This window comes from Streptomyces sp. NBC_00102 (assembly GCF_026343115.1).
Lineage (GTDB): Bacteria > Actinomycetota > Actinomycetes > Streptomycetales > Streptomycetaceae > Streptomyces.
In genome coordinates this window covers 3,266,134-3,284,170 of the sequence record NZ_JAPEMC010000001.1, presented here as the reverse complement: position 1 = coordinate 3,284,170, position 18,037 = coordinate 3,266,134, and the positions used below count along the sequence as shown (strand labels likewise).

The 18,037-nt window shown below is 73.1% G+C and carries 10 protein-coding genes and 2 tRNA genes; 7 read left to right on the top strand and 5 right to left on the bottom strand.

What is annotated here, in order from left to right:
- Positions 1-288 precede the first annotated feature (288 nt).
- The gene (locus tag OHA55_RS14635; RefSeq protein WP_266706480.1) at positions 289-981 is read right to left on the bottom strand and encodes an ATP-binding protein; all 693 of its coding nucleotides are present in this window, start codon (positions 979-981) and stop codon (positions 289-291) included.
- A gap of 65 nt (positions 982-1,046) precedes the next feature.
- Positions 1,047-1,874 (bottom strand): glycerophosphodiester phosphodiesterase, encoded by an 828-nt coding sequence (locus tag OHA55_RS14630; RefSeq protein ID WP_266706478.1) that lies wholly within the window; start codon positions 1,872-1,874, stop codon positions 1,047-1,049.
- A 197-nt stretch (positions 1,875-2,071) separates the two neighbouring features.
- Here OHA55_RS14630 and OHA55_RS14625 point away from each other — a divergent pair, with 197 nt between their 5' ends.
- From OHA55_RS14625 to OHA55_RS14610, 4 genes are all read left to right on the top strand, one after another.
- Entirely contained in the window at positions 2,072-3,835 is a 1,764-nt protein-coding gene (locus tag OHA55_RS14625) for a S1C family serine protease (RefSeq protein WP_266706477.1), read from the top strand.
- Between the two features lie 54 nt (positions 3,836-3,889).
- A tRNA-Ser gene (locus tag OHA55_RS14620) sits at positions 3,890-3,976 on the top strand.
- Positions 3,977-4,130: 154 nt separating this feature from the next.
- Positions 4,131-4,553, top strand: coding sequence for an ankyrin repeat domain-containing protein (locus OHA55_RS14615; RefSeq protein WP_266706475.1), 423 nt, complete (start codon positions 4,131-4,133; stop codon positions 4,551-4,553).
- Between the two features lie 294 nt (positions 4,554-4,847).
- Positions 4,848-4,922 (top strand) — tRNA-Trp (locus tag OHA55_RS14610).
- A gap of 39 nt (positions 4,923-4,961) precedes the next feature.
- Here the strand turns inward: OHA55_RS14610 and OHA55_RS14605 are convergent.
- Both OHA55_RS14605 and OHA55_RS14600 read right to left on the bottom strand, forming a co-directional pair.
- Positions 4,962-6,203, bottom strand: coding sequence for a glycosyltransferase family 39 protein (locus OHA55_RS14605; RefSeq protein ID WP_266706473.1), 1,242 nt, complete (start codon positions 6,201-6,203; stop codon positions 4,962-4,964).
- A gap of 88 nt (positions 6,204-6,291) precedes the next feature.
- Entirely contained in the window at positions 6,292-7,224 is a 933-nt protein-coding gene (locus OHA55_RS14600; protein WP_266706471.1) for a bifunctional DNA primase/polymerase, read from the bottom strand.
- A 482-nt stretch (positions 7,225-7,706) separates the two neighbouring features.
- On the opposite strand from OHA55_RS14600, the gene OHA55_RS14595 reads away from it, so the two are divergent.
- From OHA55_RS14595 to OHA55_RS14585, 3 genes are all read left to right on the top strand, one after another.
- Entirely contained in the window at positions 7,707-10,910 is a 3,204-nt protein-coding gene (locus OHA55_RS14595; RefSeq protein WP_266706469.1) for a glycosyl hydrolase 115 family protein, read from the top strand.
- Positions 10,911-11,215: 305 nt separating this feature from the next.
- Positions 11,216-11,773, top strand: coding sequence for a SigE family RNA polymerase sigma factor (locus tag OHA55_RS14590; RefSeq protein WP_266706467.1), 558 nt, complete (start codon positions 11,216-11,218; stop codon positions 11,771-11,773).
- Positions 11,774-11,919: 146 nt separating this feature from the next.
- Positions 11,920-13,569: a long-chain fatty acid--CoA ligase gene (locus OHA55_RS14585; RefSeq protein WP_266706465.1), complete on the top strand. Its 1,650-nt coding sequence runs from the start codon at positions 11,920-11,922 to the stop codon at positions 13,567-13,569.
- Between the two features lie 78 nt (positions 13,570-13,647).
- On the opposite strand, the gene OHA55_RS14580 is transcribed toward OHA55_RS14585, so the two are convergent.
- Positions 13,648-17,955 carry a PAS domain-containing protein gene (locus OHA55_RS14580; protein ID WP_266706463.1) on the bottom strand — a complete coding sequence of 1,436 codons (4,308 nt, stop codon included), beginning with the start codon at positions 17,953-17,955 and terminating at the stop codon, positions 13,648-13,650.
- Between the last annotated feature and the right edge of the window lie 82 nt (positions 17,956-18,037).

Sequence of the window (18,037 nt, the reverse complement as noted above, 5' to 3'; positions counted from 1 at the left end):
ATTCCGGCAACGCGGGAGGCGTGCGTGCCAGGCCCTGGCCACCCGGTCAGAGGTCGCCCGACAGGCTCTGAGGCGCGAGCCTAGTGCCTCCCGCGCCCCGGAACCGACCGCCGCCCACGCATTCGGGGGGCGCCTCGGGCGCCCGTTCCGGTGCGTGGTTCCGGTACGTGGGTTCGGTGCCGGGCTCCGTCGTCCGGCTCTGCCACCGGGATCGTGCCCGGTCGTGTCGTGCGGCTCCGTCGAGCCGCGGCGCCGCGGTGGGCGCGTCCGCTGCGGCGCGCGCCGTTCTCAGCTCGCGTCGTCGAGGGCGGACAGCTCGTCGAAGCCGGGGAGGCCGTCGAATCCCGGCAGCCCTCCGAACCCGGGGAGCCCTTCGAGACCCGGGTGCCCGGCACCGGAGTTCAGCCGGGTGAGGCCGTCGAGGCCGTCGAGCCCTTCCAGGCCGTCGAACCGCTCCTCCGCCGCCACCAGCGCCCAGACCGTGACCTCGCCCGGGGCGTCGTCCCTGACGCCCCACTTCTCGGAGAGGGCACTGATGATGTTCAGCCCGCGACCGCCCCGAGCCGTCACCGAGGGGGTGGAGGGAACGGGCCGGGTGGGCCCGCCGCCGTCCGTGACCTCCACGGTGAGGCCGCCCCGGCGGTCCACGTGCCACGCGGCGCGGACGTCGCCGTCACCGACGTCCACGTGCTGCCCCAGCGGTCTGCCGTGCCGGCAGGCGTTGCTGAGGAGTTCGGAAAGGATCAGGACCGCGTCGTCGACGACCGTGTCCGAGACCCCGTTGTCCCGCAGTTGTGCGCGCATACGGTGCCGCGCCTGCCTCACGCCCGCAGGGCCGTGAGGAACGGCCATGCTCGACGACGTGGGCACTTCTTGTGCCACCACCAACGTCACCCCCGAGACCTCCTTTGCCCCACGCCACGAAGGGGATGCCCCTCTGAGCTGCGCCGGAAACCGGTCGAAGCATCTCTGGTGACGCACTCGTAACGGCTCGACACGTACGGAATGCGCCGGTGCACTCCCCGTGACGGGTCCCAAGGCGGTCGTTACGGGCGTCCGAGTTGGGAAAGGACCCGTTTCGGGCGGTTGGTGATGATGGCCTCGATCCCCAGCTCTGCGCAGAGCGCCACGTCCTCCGGCTCGTTCACGGTCCAGACGTGAACCTGGTGCCCGGCCTTGTGCAGCCGGCGGACGTAGTCGGGGTGGTTGCGTACGATCCGGAGGCCCGGCCCGGCGATCCGGGCGCCGGCGGGCAGCCGCCCGTCCCGCAGCCGGGGCGTGAGGAACTGCATCAGGTAGACGGTGGGCAGCGTGGGGGCGGCCGTGCGGACCCGGTGCAGGGACCGGGCGGAGAAGCTCATGACGCGGACGGCCGAGGGCCCCTCGGCCGGCGGGGCGTCGAGGCCGAACTCGTTGAGCAGTCGCAGCAGCCGCTCCTCGACCTGCCCGGCCCATCGGGTGGGGTGCTTGGTCTCGATGGCGAGTTGGACCGGCCGGCCCGCCGCCCGTACCTCGGTGACGAGCTCCAGCAGGCGTTCCAGGGTGAGTACGGAGGTGAGCTCGCCGGCCACCGGGTCCCAGTCGGGGGACTCCTCGCGGTCCTTCCACGAGCCGAAGTCGAGCGCGGCGAGTTCCGAGAGTTCGAGCGCGGAGACCGCGCCCCGCCCGTTGGAGGTGCGGTTGACCCGGCGGTCGTGCACGCAGACGAGCTGTCCGTCGGCGGTGAGCCGGACATCGCACTCCAGCGCGTCGGCGCCGTCCTCGATGGCTTTCCGGTACGCGGCCAGAGTGTGCTCGGGGGCGTCGTCGGAGGCTCCGCGATGGGCCACGACCTGGATGGGAGGCGTGCTGGAGGGCTGTCGCGCGTCGGTCACCGCGTCATGGTGTCACCGCGACGCGGCGGTCGTGGGTTCCTGGTACCGGGAGTGCCGTTTTGTCTGATGTAAAGATTGGTGTGCGGATGCACAGGTCCTGCTTACAGTGGCCTGACGTGTTCTGGGCAAAGCTTGGGCCAGACACTGCAGAGCGGATCTCTTGCCGAATGCCGAGTGGAACCGAGGAGTAAAGAGCTGTGAGCACCGAGAACGAGGGCCACGAGGGCGCCGCGGTCCCCGCCGTACCGCCCGCTCCGTCAGTACCTCCTGTGCCGGCCGCCGCTCCTGAGGACCCCCGCCGGGAGGCGCCCCCGACGTCCGAGGCGCCGGCGACGGCGGCTCACGACGACACGGCTCGGGCCGCGCAGGGCTCCACCGGGCCCGCCGCGCACGCCGAGCAGCCCCAGGAACCGCCGTACGCGGACGGCCGGGCCGACGACACCTCCCCGTCGGCCGAGCCCGCCGGACCGTACGGCACCAACCCCGCTCCGGCCGCTCCGGCTGCTCCGGCCGAGGAGCAGCCGACGGCCGTGCAGCCGGTCGTCGAGCCCACGCAGGCACCGGCGCAGGAGCAGCCGCAGCCGCCCGCGCACGCCCCGGCGGCCGACGCGACGCAGCCCCTCCCGCCGCACTCCCCGGACTACCCCGCCCCGCACACGCCCGCCCCCGCCTACCCGGCCCCGCAGGCCGCTCCGGACTACCCGGCGCCGCACACCGCCGCGCCCGCCGGTTCGTGGCCGCCCCCGGCCCCGCCGGCCGTACCGGCGTACGCCGGTGGAGGCGACGGCAACGGCGGCGAGGTCTGGGGCGCCTCCGCCGAGCAGGCCCCCAAGGGTCCCGGCAAGCGCCGGGCGAGCGGGCTCGTGGCACTGGTCGCGGCGACGGCGCTCGTCGCGGGCGGCATCGGTGGCGCACTGGGCTTCTGGGCCGCCGACAGCAACGACGGCGGCTCCGGCGGGTCCACGACGATCAGTGCCTCCGACAGCCCCAAGGCCCTCAAGCGCGCCGACGGCACCGTGGCCGGAGTGGCCGCCAAGTCCCTCCCCAGCGTGGTCACGATCGACGCCGAGAACGGTGACGGCGAGGGCGGCACGGGCACCGGCTTCGTGTACGACAAGGAAGGCCACATCCTCACCAACAACCACGTGGTGGCCTCCGCCGCGGAGAGCGGCAAACTGACCGCGACCTTCTCCGACGGCAAGAAGTACGAGGCCGAGGTGGTCGGCCGCGCCGAGGGCTACGACGTCGCCGTCATCAAGCTCAAGAACGCGCCGTCCGGGCTGAACCCGCTGGCGCTCGGCAACTCCGACAACGTGGCGGTCGGCGACTCGACCATCGCGATCGGCGCCCCGTTCGGCCTGTCCAACACGGTCACCACCGGCATCATCAGCGCGAAGAACCGCCCGGTCGCCTCCAGCGACGGTTCCTCCTCCAGCAGCAGCTCCTACATGAGCGCCCTGCAGACGGACGCCTCGATCAACCCGGGCAACTCCGGCGGCCCGCTGCTCGACGCCACCGGCGCGGTCATCGGCATCAACTCCGCCATCCAGTCGACCGGCAGCAGCGCCCAGACCCAGGCCGGTTCCATCGGCCTCGGCTTCGCCATCCCGATCAACCAGGCGAAGAACGTGGCCGAGCAGCTCATCAAGACCGGCCAGCCCGTCTACCCGGTCATCGGCGCCACGGTCACCATGTCGGAGAACGGCGAGGGCGCGGTCATCTCCGACCAGGGCTCCTCCGGCACCTCCGCAGTCGCCGCGGACGGTCCGGCCGCCAAGGCGGGCCTGAAGGCGGGCGACGTCATCACCAAGTTCAACGACACCCCGGTCGACAGCGGCCCGACCCTCATCGGCGAGATCTGGACCCACAAGCCGGGCGACCGGGTCACGTTGACCTACGAGCGCGACGGCAAGGAGTCCACCGTCGAACTCACCCTGGGCGAGCGCAAGGGCGACAGCTGACCGGCTAGGCTGTAGGCCGTTCCCCGGCGGCGGCCCCGTTGCTCCGGGGATCGGGGTGGGTTGCCCGAGCGGCCTAAGGGAACGGTCTTGAAAACCGTCGTCGCAGCGATGTGACCGTGGGTTCAAATCCCACACCCACCGCGCAGGTTGAAGGCCCCTGACCAGGTACATCGGTCGGGGGCCTTCCGCATGGCCGGTGTCGGCCGGCGACCGCCGTTCCCCGCGGTCCTCGGGTCCCCCAAGGTCCCACCGGCCCGCGCGCGAGGGCATGAACCCGGCCTGGTTGGATCGTGCCGTGACCGACGATGCGGACCCGTACGAGATGTCGCCCGTCCACCTCGCGGTGATCCAGGACGACTTGGCGGAGCTGACCCGGCTCCTGCACGCGGGTCACGACCCGGACCACTACGTCGGCCAGGACGGCTGGACCCCTCTGATCCGGGCCATCGACGGCGAGTCGGACGGGGCGCGCCAGACCGGTGATCCTCTGGACGCCGCCTGCACCGCGGTACTGCCGGCCTACGGAGCAGACCCCGCGAAGCCTTCCCGGGAGGGCCTGACCCCGTACCACCTGGCTTTCCAGTCCGGCCACGACCTGGCGGTCAGGCTCCTCGAAGCCCATATGGAGCTCCGGGGCACGCGTCTTGCGTGCCAAGTCCACCGTCGTGGGGCCGGTCAGCCCGTGCCGCCCGTCCGGTGCGCCCGCCGGGAGCCCTGAGGCGGCTACCTGTTGCGGCTCCCGAGCCGCCGGAGGGTGAGTGCGCCGAGACCCGCGAGAACGACGAAGGTGATGACGATGACGATCACTTCGCCGGGGCGCAGCGTTGCCAGCATGTCGGTCTCCTCTGCTGCCGGTGGGCAGTCGTCCGCCGTGCGACCGTGTGCCGTACGGCGTGGGAAGACGAACGTCGCATCCCGCCCGTGTCCGGGAGAGCCGAAGCGGAAAGCCTTGAGGGACTTCTGAGCTTGGCCCTACCGGCTCCGGCTGCCGAGCTCTAGGCTCCCTGTCGGCGGAGCCGTAGCGCAGAGGTCGTCGCGCGCGGTCTCCAAAACCGTGAGGACGCCGGTTCGAATCCGGCCGGCTCCGCCTCTCCGGTCCCGTACGTACAGCTCCGGCCACCACCGTTCACGGCGGGCCCGAACCCGTGAGCCAGTACGCGCCGTACACCGCCGAGGCGGTGGTCAGGGCGGTGAGGGCGGTCCAGGTGAGGGCGGGTCGGCGCCTGGCGAGGACCACCGCGAGGGGGATCAGGAGCGGGAACGCCGGGAGGAGCAGGCGGGGTTTGGAACCGAAGTAGCCCGAGGCGCCGATGGCGAGCAGCGTGACGAGGGCCGAGTAGGCGATCAGCGGCGGGGGTTGGAGCTGCTTGGCGCCGACGTGGTGGGGCCAGTAGGCGAGGAGCAGCAGGGCGGCGAGGGCGAGTACGGCGAGCGCGGTGGAGCCGCCGGTCAGGAAGCGGGCGAAGGCCCAGCCGCCGTCGAAGCCGTTGCCCCACTCGTCCTGGACGTCGAGGTAGCCCAGCAGGTGTCCGCGCCGGGAGCCCACCCAGAGGATGTACGCGGCGGCCCCGAGCGGTGCGACCAGGCAGCCGAGCACGGCGCGCGTACGGTCCGCGGCGGCCGTGCCGGTCCCGGGGCGGTGGCGGAGCCAGACCGCGAGGAACAGGGCGGCGGTGACGGCCAGTCCGACCGGGCGGGTCAGGCCCGCGAGGCTCGCCAGGACGCCTGCGGTCACCCAACGCTCGCGCAGCACGCAGAGCAGCCCCCACGCGGCGAGGGCGGTGAAGAGGGCCTCGCTGTACGCCATCGACTGGACGATCCCGACCGGTACGGCCGCCCACAGCACCACGCAGAGGACTCCGGCCCGGTCGCCGTACGAGTGCCGCACCACGAGGTGGACGCCCCAGGCCGCGAGGACCGAGGCGAGGGCGGTGACCAGGAGCCCGGCGGCGGGCAGGCTCAGGCCCGTCACCGCACGGGTGCCCCGCTCCAGCCAGGGGAGCAGGGGGAAGAAGGCCATGCTCGACAGGGAGCGGCCGTCGGGTGCGTTCAGGGTGAAGGCGTAGCCGTGTTCGGCGACCCGGGTGTACCAGAGGGAGTCCCAGCGCTCGGACAGGAGCACGCGCGGGCTCTTGCCGGTCGCGTCGGCGCGGACGGCCAGCGCGGCGAGGGAGAGCACCCGCACGCAGAGGAAGAGGGCGACCGCGAGGAGCGCGGACCGGCCGCCGTGGAAACGGGCGGGGGGCGGGCTCCCGGTGGGGTTCGCGGCCGTGCCGTCGCCGCCGTGCTCCCGGGTGGTGGGCGCTGCGGCGGGCATGAACGGGCCGATCTCTCCGGACGGGGTGTGCGTGACGGGGTTCGCGCGCACCGGTCCTGCGGGCTGCGGAGACCGGAGAGAACCCTACTCCTCGGCCGTGTCGCCGCCTCGGGGTCCCGCGGCAGCCGCCCCGGTGCTCTCAGGCGGCCTCGGAGCGGCCCGCCGTCAGCCGGGCGGCGGAGGCGAGGGTGGCGCGGGCCTCGTGGACGGGGAGGCCGGAGCGTACGGCCGCCTCGGTGAGGGCGGCGGCGAGGGCGTCGCCGAAGCCGTGTTCGTACGCACGGCAGGCGGCCCAGAACAGCCGGGTGTTGCGCTCTCCAGCGCGGGCGGCGCGCACGAAGTGGACCAGCCCCTCGTCGTCCTCCGGGCCGCGCGGGGCACGGGCTCCGCCGCTCCGGCGCGCCGGGCGGACCGGGGGAGCGAGCAGCCGCAGCAGGGTGCGCGGGCACGGCGCGGGCGGGAGGTGCGCGGTGCCCGGTGCGAGGCGGTACGTGCCCTGGGGGGTGAGCGAGCCCGGGCCGATGAGGTAGCCGCCGGTGCCCCGGACGTCCACGCCGGGTGCCAGGCGGCTCGCCGAGCCGGCCACGACGACCTCCGCGGGCACGGACAGCCAGAGGTGCCGGCCGCCGGCCGGGGTGAGCACGGTGAGGGTCGGCGGGATCGTGAAGAGGTGCTGGAGGGCGAGCTGACGGAGCGCGGCGTCCGCGTGCGCTTCGGCGCCGGCCGCAGGAGCAGGGCCCCTGGTCGGGGACGGGCCGGTGGTGGCCGCGTCCAGGTCGATGCCGATCAGGCGGTGCGGGCCCTGGCCGCAGGCGATGCCGTACCCCGTGACGTCCGGGGCCGCGGCGAAGAGCGCGCGGACGGCCGCCGGGTCGGTGGTCGCGTCGCGTACTCCGTGTCCGGGCAGCCCGCAGTGGCCGGTGCAGGCGGTGCGCGCCGCGCCGCCGGGGTGCGGTGAACGCAGCGCGGGGAGCCGGGCGGAGTTGAGCGGGATGACGGGGAGCCCCCGCTCCGCGGCGTTCAGCGCGTGGGCCAGGGCCAGGGTGGCGAGCTGCCGGTCGGTGGGGGCCATGAAGTCATGTTCGTACAAGCGTTCGAAGAAGGCAACGGAATACGAGGTGACCCAGGGCACGCCCCGCTCCGTCCGGTCGTCGAGGGGGCCGCCCTCGCGCATCCCTCGCGCAATCGGTAGGTGCAAGGGGATTGACCCTGGAAAAAGCGGGCTTTAGGTTTCCAGAAAATTGCGGGGACATATTCGAAATGTTTCGATCCGGCGCAGGGGCTGGCGGGCGGCTCGATGTCGGAATTCCTCGCATTCGAGCGCCTTGGCTCGATAAGGGAGAGATCGGTGAGCTGCGGAATCCCGGTGCGGAGTGCGCTGTTTCGCGCTGTCCGGTGCGGTGACCTGCGCACTCTTCCTCGTGTCCGTGGTGGCGACTCCTTTCGCGACTCTTTTCTCGAAACTTTTATCGGAGGTCATTCGTGGAATCACAGATTCCGGGCCCACAGATTCCGGACTCGCAGGAGGGTCCCCGTCTGTCCGGCGATTCGGACGTGTCCGCGTCGGGCCCTGCCAGCCGTCGGTCCGTACTCGCGCTCGGCCTGGGCCTGAGCGCCCTCGCCTCCCCGCTCCTCTCCCTCGGTGGTGCGGCGCCCGCCGTGGCCGCCCCGCTCGCCTCCGGCGGTACGCAGGGCTCCGGCGGTGCGCGGGGTGCCGCGGGCCGGGCCACCGACTCCGGGGCGTACATCTCGTTCGGCGCGGTGTCCGGCGGGTTCACCCTGGTGAAGGCGGGCCGCGCCGTTCCCCTCGTCGTCAGCGGCGCGGACCACGCGGGTGTCATCCGTGCCGTCGGCGATCTGCAGTCCGACATCGAGCGGGTCACCGGGGTGCGCCCGGCCGTGGTGCGGAAGGCGGGTGCCGGGCAGCGGGAGATCGCGATCGTCGGCACCATCGGCCGCAGCCCGCTGATCGACGCGCTGGTGGACGCGGGCAAGCTCGACGTGAGCGGGATCGCGGGCAAGTGGGAGACGTCCCTGCAGACGATCGTCGAGCGCCCGATGCCCGGCGTGGACCGGGCGTTCGTGATCGCCGGCAGCGACCAGCGCGGCACGATCTTCGGCGCGTACGACGTCTCCCGGGGCATCGGGGTCTCCCCCTGGTACTGGTGGGACGACGTGGTGCCGGTCCACCGCGACCAGATCCACGTCCGGCCCGGCCGCCACACCCAGGGCACCCCCGCGGTGAAGTACCGCGGCATCTTCATCAACGACGAGAACCCCTCGCTCGGCACCTGGGCGCCCAAGTTCTTCGGCCCCGGCAAGGCGCCCGGCTACGAGGGCGGGCTCAACGCGGACTTCTGGGCCCGGATCTTCGAGGTGCTGCTCCGCCTCAAGGCCAACTACCTCTGGCCGGCGGTCTGGGGCCGGGCCTTCGCCGAGGACGACCCGCTGAACCACGCCACCGCGACGGCGTACGGGATCGTCATGGGCACCTCGCACGAGGCCCCCATGATGCGCGGCATCGAGGAGTGGAACCGGCACGCGGTGGCCGCCGTACGCGACGCCGCGGGCAACATCACCACACCCGGCCACGACCCCTACGGCGGTACCGGCGAGTGGTCCTTCCGGCGCAACTCCGAAGCGCTCAAGGCGTACTGGGCCGACGGAATCCGCCGCATGAAGGAGCAGGACTTCGAGGGCGTGGTCACCCTCGGCATGCGCGGCAACGGCGACACCAGCCTGCCCGACGGCGACGCGATCGAGCTGATGAGCGAGATCATCGCGAGCCAGCGCGCCATCATCGCCGACATCACCGGCGACGAGAAGTCCGTCCCGCAGGTGTGGACCCTCTACAAGGAGGTGCAGCGCTACTGGGACCGGGGGCTGCGCGTCCCCGACGACGTCACGGTGGTGCTCACCGACGACAACTGGGGCAACGTCCGCAAGCTTCCCCAGCTCGCCACCGACGACCGCACCGGCGGCTACGGCCTCTACTACCACTTCGACTACGTGGGCGTCGGCCGCAACTACAAGTGGGTGGACACCACGTCGCTGCCGAACATGTGGGACCAGCTCAACCAGTCCTACACGTACGGGAACCACGACCTCTGGGTCACCAACGTCGGTGACCTCAAGGGCAACGAGCTCGCCACACAGTTCTTCCTGGAGTACGCCTGGAGCCCGGCGCGCTGGGACCTCGGCGACATCCCCGAATGGGAACGCGCCTACGCACGGCTCCACTTCGGCGAGAAGCAGGCCGAGCGGATCGCCGAGGTCCTCTCCGAGTACGCGCACCTCCAGCAGATCCGCAAGCCGGAACTGCTGAACCGCCGCATCACCCTCGACCCCGCCAAGAACCCGGCCACCGACTCCTCGGCGATCGTCTACGACGACCGGGCGACCCCGTTCAGCCTGGTCGACCACCGCGAGCTGGAGTGGGTCACCGACCGCTGGCGGGCCCTCGCGGCGAAGTCCCGCGAGGTCGGCGAGCGCCTGCCCACCTCCTCGCAGGACGCCTGGTTCGAGCTCGTCGGGTACGAGGTCGAGGCCACCGCGAACGTCTACGAGCTGCGTGAGGCGCAGTTCACCAACCTCTTCTACGCGGACCAGGGCCGAGCCCTGACCAACGAGCTGGCCACCAGGGCCGAGGCCCACCTGGCGGACGACTTCGCCCTGTCGAAGAGGTTCAACACCCAGGTGGCGGAAGGCAAGTGGGAGGGTTTCCAGAACCAGCCGCACATCGGATACGGAGACGTCGACCGGTACGGCCCCAACGCCCCCTGGCAGCAGCCCGAGCTGAACAACGTGGCGCTCACCGACGAGATCTACCCGGCGCTCAAGCGCATCGAGCTGCCCCGGGCGGCCGAGATGGGCGTGGCCGTCGAGGGCAGCGAGGACTGGTGGCCGGGCGGCGGCGCGGGCGGGGCGGAGCTGCCCGTGTTCTCCCCGTACGCCAACGGCCCCGACCCGTACCTCGACGTGTTCAACCGGGGTCAGGAGTCCTTCGAATACCGGATCACCACGGGTGAGTCCTGGCTGGTGGTGGACCGGCCGCGCGGGCGGGTCACCACTCAGACCCGGGTCACCCTGCGGGTCGACTGGAAGCGGGCGCCGCAGGGCGTCAGCCGGATACCGGTGACGGTGAGCGGCCCCGGCGGGGCGAGCGTCGTCGTGACCGCCGTGGTCGACCGTCCCAAGACGCCGAAGTCGGGCCTCAAGGGGTTCGTGGAGGCCGGCGGATACGTGTCGATGGAGGCCGAGCACTACAGCCGCGCGCTCGGCAGCGGTTCGGTGGACTGGCGCCACCTGCCCGACGTGGGCCGCACGGCGGGCGGCATGGAGCCCTTCCCGGTGACGGCGGCCCGGCAGTCGGCGGGCCGCGGGCCCCGGCTGGAGTACACGCTGAGCCTCTTCACCACCGGACCGGTCACGGTCTGGGCCTACCTCTCCCCGAGGAACAACCCGCTCTCGGGCGACGGCCTGAAGTACGCGGTCTCCTTCGACGAGGAAGTACCGACCACGGTGAACGTCACGGCGGTCACCGGCGGCGACGACGGCACCATGAACCCGCAGTGGGCGCGCGGCACTTCCGACAACGTCAACCGCACCGCCACCCGCCACGTCATCACCCGGCAGGGGCAGCACACGCTGAAGTTCTGGATGATCGACCCGACGGTGGTGCTCCAGAAGCTGGTGGTCGACACCGGCGGCCTGCGGCCGGTCTACCTCGGCCCGCCGGAGAGCCTGCGGCTCGGCTGAGGACGCCGGGGCCGAGGACTTCGGATCCCAGGCCCGAGGGGCGGCCCCGCCACCCGTGAGGGGTCTCCCGGGGCCTTTCGTCTGGATCGGGCCGGCCCGCGCGAGCACTCCGGTGCCCCGCGCGGGCCGTTCGCGTTCTCGGTGCCTCCGGGCCCGCCCGTCCGGTGAAGCGGACCCCGACCCCGGCCCGCCGCGTCCTCCACCCCCAGGAGGTGGACGCCTCCCGGCGCCTACACCCTGAGGCGGACGCGCCATCGGGACCTGGGGCCGATCCGTCGTCCGGCCCGCGCTCCTAGGTTGGAGAGATGACCACGCCAGTCTGTACGGGCGCCCTCAGGCACCCCGCTGCCGCCGCCGGGCACACCCCGCCCTACCCGTCGTTCTCCTCGTACGTCCGGGCGCGCGGGCCCGTGCTGCTGCGCACCGCGCGCTCGCTCACCGCGAACCCGAGCGATGCCGAGGACCTGCTCCAGACCGCCCTGACCAAGACCTATGCGGCCTGGGAACGGATCGAGGACCACGGGGCCCTGGACGGGTACGTCCGTCGCGCCCTGGTGAACACGCGTACCTCGCAGTGGCGCAAACGCAAGGTCGACGAGTACGCCTGTGACGACCTGCCCGAGCCGGAGACCGCTCCGGCCCCCGATCCCGCCGAACACCAGTCGCTCCACGACGCGATGTGGCGGGCCGTCCTCAGACTGCCCGACCGCCAGCGGGCCATGGTCGTGCTGCGGTACTACGAGGACCTCAGCGAGGTGCAGACCGCCGAGGTGCTCGGGGTGTCCGTCGGCACGGTGAAGAGCGCCGTCTCCCGGGCGCTGCGCAAGCTCCGTGAGGACCCGGAGCTGACTCCCGCGCACTGATCACGGCACCGGTGGTGCGCTCCCGCCACCGGCGGTCCGCCGGTGGCGCGTTCCGATTGGGAGGGCCGGGAGTAGTGACATACCGCGCGGTATGTGCGCAGAATCAGCGGAACCCTACTGCCGCGTAGCGCCTCCGGGAGGACGCCGTGCTGAGCACCATGCAGGACGTACCGCTGACTGTCACCCGCATCCTGACCCATGGGATGACGATCCACGGGAAGTCTCAGGTCACGACCTGGACCGGCGAACCCGAGCCGCACCGCCGCAGTTTCGCGGAGATCGGCGCCCGCGCGATCGGCCTGGCCAACGCCCTCCGTGACGAGCTGGGCATCGACGGCGACCAGCGCGTGGCCACCCTCATGTGGAACAACTCCGAGCACATCGAGGCATACCTGGCCATTCCGGCCATGGGTGCCGTGCTCCACACCCTCAATCTGCGGCTCCCCGCCGACCAGCTCGTCTGGGTCGTCAACCACGCGGACGACAAGGTGGTGATCGTCAACGGCTCGGTGCTGCCGCTCCTCGCGCCGCTGCTGCCCCGGCTGCCGTCCGTGGAACACGTGGTCGTCGCCGGGCCCGGCGACCTGTCCCTGCTCGACGGGGCCGCACCGCGCGTGCACGACTACGAGGAGCTCATCGCCGGCCGTCCGGCCACCTTCGACTGGCCCGAGATCGACGAACGCCAGGCCGCCGCCATGTGCTACACCTCCGGCACCACCGGTGAGCCCAAGGGTGTCGTGTACTCGCACCGCTCGATCTACCTGCACTCGATGCAGGTCAACGCGACCGAGTCGATGGGGCTGACGGACGCCGACACCACTCTGGTCGTGGTGCCCCAATTCCATGTGAACTCGTGGGGTTTGCCCCATGCGGCCTTCATGTCCGGTGTGAACATGCTGATGCCGGACCGCTTCCTCCAGCCCGCACCGCTCGCCGACATGATCGAGCAGGTGCGCCCGACCCACGCGGCGGCCGTCCCCACCATCTGGCAGGGCCTGCTCGCGGAGGTCACCGCGCGGCCGCGCGACCTCACCTCGATGGCCCGGGTGACCATCGGCGGTGCCGCCTGTCCGCCCTCGCTGATGGAGGCGTACGACAAGCTGGGCGTCCGGCTCTGCCACGCCTGGGGCATGACGGAGACCTCACCGCTCGGCACCATGGCCCACCCGCCCGCCGGGCTGAGCGCCGAGGAGGAGTGGCCGTACCGCGTCACCCAGGGCCGCTTCCCGGCCGGTGTCGAGGGACGGCTGGTCGGCCCGGGCGGCGAACACCTGCCCTGGGACAACGAGTCGGCCGGTGAGCTGGAGGTACGCGGCCCCTGGATCGCCGGCGCCTACTACGGCGGTGCGGACGGCGAACATCTGCGCCCCGAGGACAAGTTCAGCGAGGACGGCTGGCTGAAGACCGGCGACGTCGGTGTGATCAGCGCGGACGGCTTCCTCACCCTCACCGACCGCGCCAAGGACGTCATCAAGTCCGGCGGCGAGTGGATCTCCAGCGTGGAACTGGAGAACGCGATCATGGCCCACCCGGACGTGGCCGAGGCCGCCGTCGTCGCCGTGCCCGACGACCGGTGGGGCGAGCGCCCGCTGGCCACGGTCGTCCTCAAGGACGGCGCCACCGTCGGCTTCGAGAGCCTCAAGGCGTTCCTCGCCGAATCCGGCGTCGCCAAGTGGCAGCTCCCGGAACGGTGGACGGCCATCACGGCGGTACCGAAGACGAGCGTCGGGAAGTTCGACAAGAAGGTGATCCGTAAGCAGCACGCGGACGGCGAACTGGACGTCACGGTCCTCTGACCCGACGTGCGCCGCCTGCGGGGCTCACGATGAAGGGCGGTACGGAGATCCGTACCGCCCTTCACTCCGTGCCCGGACTCAGTTGGTCCCTATCTTCGCCAGCAGATCGACGATCCGGGACTGCACCTCGTCGCTGGTGGAGCGTTCGGCCAGGAAGAGCGCGGTCTCGCCGGAGCCCAGCAGCTCCAGCTCGGGCCCGTCCAGTCCGGCCGAGGTGTAGACGACCAGCGGGGTGCGGTTCAGGCGCCCGTTGGCCCGCAGCCAGTCGATGATCCCGGCCCGCCGGCGACGTACCTGCATCAGGTCCATCACCACCAGGTTCGGCCGCATCCGCGCGGCCAGGTCGACCGCCTCGCTGTCGGTGGACGCCCGGAGGGTCTGCATCCCCCGCCGCTCCAGGGTCTGCGCGAGCGCCGTCGCGATCTCCTCGCGCTCCTCGATGACGAGGACCCGGGGCGGGTGCTGCTCGCTGTCGCGCGGGGCGAGTGCCTTGAGGAGGACAGCCGGGTCGGCGCCGTACGCGGTGTCCCGGCTCGCCTGCCCCAGACCCGCCGTGACCAGCACCGGCACCTCGGCCGCCACCGCCGCCTGACGCAGCGACTGGAGGGCGGTACGCGTGATGGGCCCGGTCAGCGGGTCCACGAAGAGCGCGGCGGGGAACGCGGCGATCTGCGCGTCCACCTCCTCGCGGGAGTGCACGATCACCGGCCGGTAACCCCGGTCGCTGAGCGCCGCCTGCGTCGACACGTCGGGCGCGGGCCAGACCAGCAGCCGCCGCGGGTTGTCCAGCGGCTCCGGGGGCAGCTCGTCGTCGACCGGCACCGGCTGCGGACGGTTGGCGATCTCGACCGCACCGCCCGGACCGTCCAGCGGCTCGGGACCCTCGGCACCCTCGTCGGGTGCTCCTATGGCGTACGAACGCCCTTCGGGGACCGGCGCCATGAGCTGCCCGGTGGCCGAGGCCGTCGCACCGGGGCCGGGCCGAACGGGCTGCGCGGCCGGAGCCTGCGGAAGGCCCTGCGGGGCGGCGGCGGGCGCCGGAGCCTCGGCCCCGGGGGGCGCGGACAGCTTGCGGCGCCGGCCGGCCGCGCCGAGCGTCTGGTTCTGCTGGTGGCCCAGGTGCTGCACGAGCGGTACGCCCTGACCGAGCGTCCGCACGCTGAAGGCCCGCCCCTGGGTGTCCGAGCCACCGGGCATCGGCAGCTCGGCGGGCAGCGGCTGCCTGCGGGCCGCGGGCACCGCGGCGGGCGGCACCGGGGTGCTGCCGGTCGCGTGTGCGGTGGGCCCGGCGTCGCCGGCCACCGCCCCGGGCCCGGCGGGCCGCGCGGCTGCCTGCGGTGCCGCGGGCGGTACGGGCGCTACGGCGGCGGGCGGCAGCGGCACCGCGGGAGCCCCGGCCGGGTGCGCGGGGCCGTCACTCGCACCGGCTCCGTCCCGGACACGCGCGGCGTACGCGAGCGCGGGCTGCGGCGCCTCGTCCGCGAGGTCCTCGTCGTCCTCGGCGCCGGGGGCCCCGGCGCGGCCGGTCGAGTCGACCCGCGACCAGCTCTCCGGCGAACCCGCCGCCTCGGCGGGACGGGCCCGGCGGCGGCCGGACGGGGCGGCGGACACGGGGTGCGGCTGCGGAGGCGTGTGGTCCTCGTCCGGACCCATGGCGGTGGCGTCGTGCCGGTCCGCCACGGCCCCGGGCTCGGGCTCGGGCCGGTCCGCGTCGGCGGGCCCCAGCGCGAACGGGGTGCGCGGGCCCGCGTTCTCCGCGGCCAGCCGCTCCTGCGCGGCGGCCAGCGCACGCCGGGCGCGACGGCCCGCGGGCTGGAGTTCCGGCGCGAGCGCCTCGGGCTGCGGAGCGCCCTCGTCGTGCACCACGGGCGACCGCACCGGCAGCGCCGGACGGCCCGCGCCCTCCGGCCGCACCGGCTGCCCCTGCTGCCCCGGAACCTGCTGCCCCGGAACCTGCGGGCCCGTCGCCTGTGCGCCCGGTTGCTGCGGGCCCGCCGGAACGCCCTGCGGGGGCACGGTCTGCCCGCGCTGCGGACGGCCCGCGCCCAGGGCACCCTCGGCCGCCGTCACGACGGAACCCTCCGAGGCGGCGTGACCGGCCGCCGGGAGCGCCAGAGCCTGCCCGGCACCGCGCGGACGCGCCTGCGCGGCCGGGAGCTGCTGAGGACCGCCCTGCGCGGGGACGGGTACGGACTGCGGAGCCGGTACGGGCTGCGATGCGGGTACGGGCTGCTGAGCCGGACCTGCCTGCGCCGGGACCGGAGCGGTCTCCGCCGGGCTGGGACGGCCGCGCCTGCGGCCGGAACCCTCGCTCGCCTGCGGCGCCCGCGCCTCGGGCACCTGCTCCTCCTCCACCGCCGCCGGCCCGCGCCGCGCCCGACGCCGTCCGGTCGCGCCGGCCCCGTCGGACGGGTCCACCGGGACGCCCGCGCCGGACGTCCCCGCCGGCACCGCGCCCTCGGCACCCGCGAGGCTCTCCGGTCCCTCCGGGCTCGTCGCGCTCTCGAGGAACGCGTCCGTCGACGACCTGCGGGCCCTGCGCCGGCCACCGCTGACCACGGCGGGGGCGCCGACGGCCTCGAAGGCCGCGACCTCCTGCTGCGGCTGCGCGGCCTGCTCCGGTACGGCGGCCCGGACCTGCTGCTGGGGCTGCTGCTGGATCGTGCCGGAGCCCGCGCCCAGCGGTACCTCGAGCACGTACGCGCTGCCCGCCATGCCGGGCATCTCATGGGTCTGGAGCACCCCGCCGTGCGCCCGCACGATCCCGCGCACGATAGGCGTGTGCACCGGGTCGCCACCGGCGAACGGGCCGCGCACCTCGATCCGTACGACGTCCCCGCGCTGCGCCGCGGCCACCACGACGGTCGAGTCGAGGTAGCCGCCGCCGGAAGCGATCCGGGTCTTGCCGGTGGAGTCGATCCCGGCCACGTCCGCGACCAGGTGGGCCAGCGCGGTCGCCAGCCTGCGGGCGTCGACCTCGGCCTCGATCGGCGGAGCGTGCACCGCGAACTGCGCGCGCCCCGGGCCGATCAGCTCGACCGCACCGTCGATGCCCGCCGTCACGACGGCGTCGATCGGCGCCGGAGCCTTGTCGAGCGCCTCCGTGCCGAAGTCCAGGCGCTGGTAGCCGAGGACGTTGTCGACCAGCGTGGTCATCCGGGCGTACCCGGCGGCCAGGTGGTGCAGGATCTGGTTCGCCTCGGGCCAGAGCTGGCCGGCCGGGTCGGAGGCGAGGGTGGCGAGTTCGCCCCGCAGCTCCTCCAGCGGCCCGCGCAGCGACTCGCCGAGAACGGCCGTCAGCTGCGCGTGCTGCGCCCCGAGCAGGGCGATGTGGTCGGCCTGCTCCTCCAGCTCGGAGGCGTACCGCTCGGTGCGGTCGGCGATCTCGGAGGCGTGGCCTTCGGTGAGGCCGGTGACCTCGGTGGCGTGGCTCTCGGTGAGTTCGGTGACCTCCGCGGTGTGGCTCTCGGTCAGCTCCGCGATCTGTGCGGTGTGCTTCTCCGTCAACGCGGCGATCTCGGCGGCGTGCTTCTCCGTCAGCTCGGCGACCTCGGTCGTGTGCTGTTCGGTCTGCTCCTCGTACGGCCTGCGGTCGGTGAAGGTCATCACCGCGCCGACCAGCTGGTCGCCGTCCCGGACCGGAGCGGTCGTCAGGTCCACCGGGACCCGCACACCGCTCTTGGACCAGAGCACCTGCCCGCGCACCCGGTGCTTGCGCCCGGAGCGCAGGGTGTCGGCGAGCGGCGACTCCTCGTACGGGAACGGCTCGCCCTCCGCGCGTGAGTGCAGGATCAGCGGGTGCAGCTCCTTGCCGCCCAGGTCGCTGGCGCGGAAGCCCAGGATCTGCGCGGCGGCCGGGTTGACCAGGACGACCCTGCCGTCCGTGTCCGTACCGACCACGCCCTCGGAGGCGGCCCGCAGGATCATCTCGGTCTGCCGCTGCGAACGGGCCAGCTCGGCCTCGGTGTCGACAGTGCCGGAGAGGTCCCGCACGACGAGCATCAGCAGCTCGTCACCGGTGAAGGACGAGGTCGGGAAGTCGTTGTAGGCGGCCTGTCCGCTGTCCAGGCTCGCGCTGGTGACCTCGACGGGGAACTCGTGGCCGTCCGTCCGGCGCGCGATCATGCGCGTCGGCTTGGTCCTGCCCCGGGAGTCGGCCGAGTCCGGCCGGCGCATCGACCCGGGGATCAGCCGCGAGTCGAACTCGGCGAGCAGATCGAGGAGTCCGCGTCCCACGAGGCCGGTACCGGGCGCCTCGAACATCTCGAGCGCGATGGTGTTGGCGTTGACGACCGTGCCGTTGGCATTGACGAGCAGCAGCCCGTCAGGGAGGGCGTCGAGTATGGCTGCGAGGCGAGCAGTGCCTCGGGATGGCCTGCTGCTCACGACGCGCTTCCTCCCTGTTTACCGCACCTTGCCGGCCCGGGTCCCCATCTTGCCCCTCGGGCCACAGGCTGTCACGGGAGGA

Bases quoted from the DNA above. Each gene is read 5' to 3' on its own strand.
- OHA55_RS14600 (WP_266706471.1), bottom strand. From the start codon at position 7,224: ATGGCCCCCACCGACCGGCAGCTCGCCACCCTGGCCCTGGCCCACGCG.
- OHA55_RS14590 (WP_266706467.1), top strand. From the start codon at position 11,216: ATGACCACGCCAGTCTGTACGGGCGCCCTCAGGCACCCCGCTGCCGCC.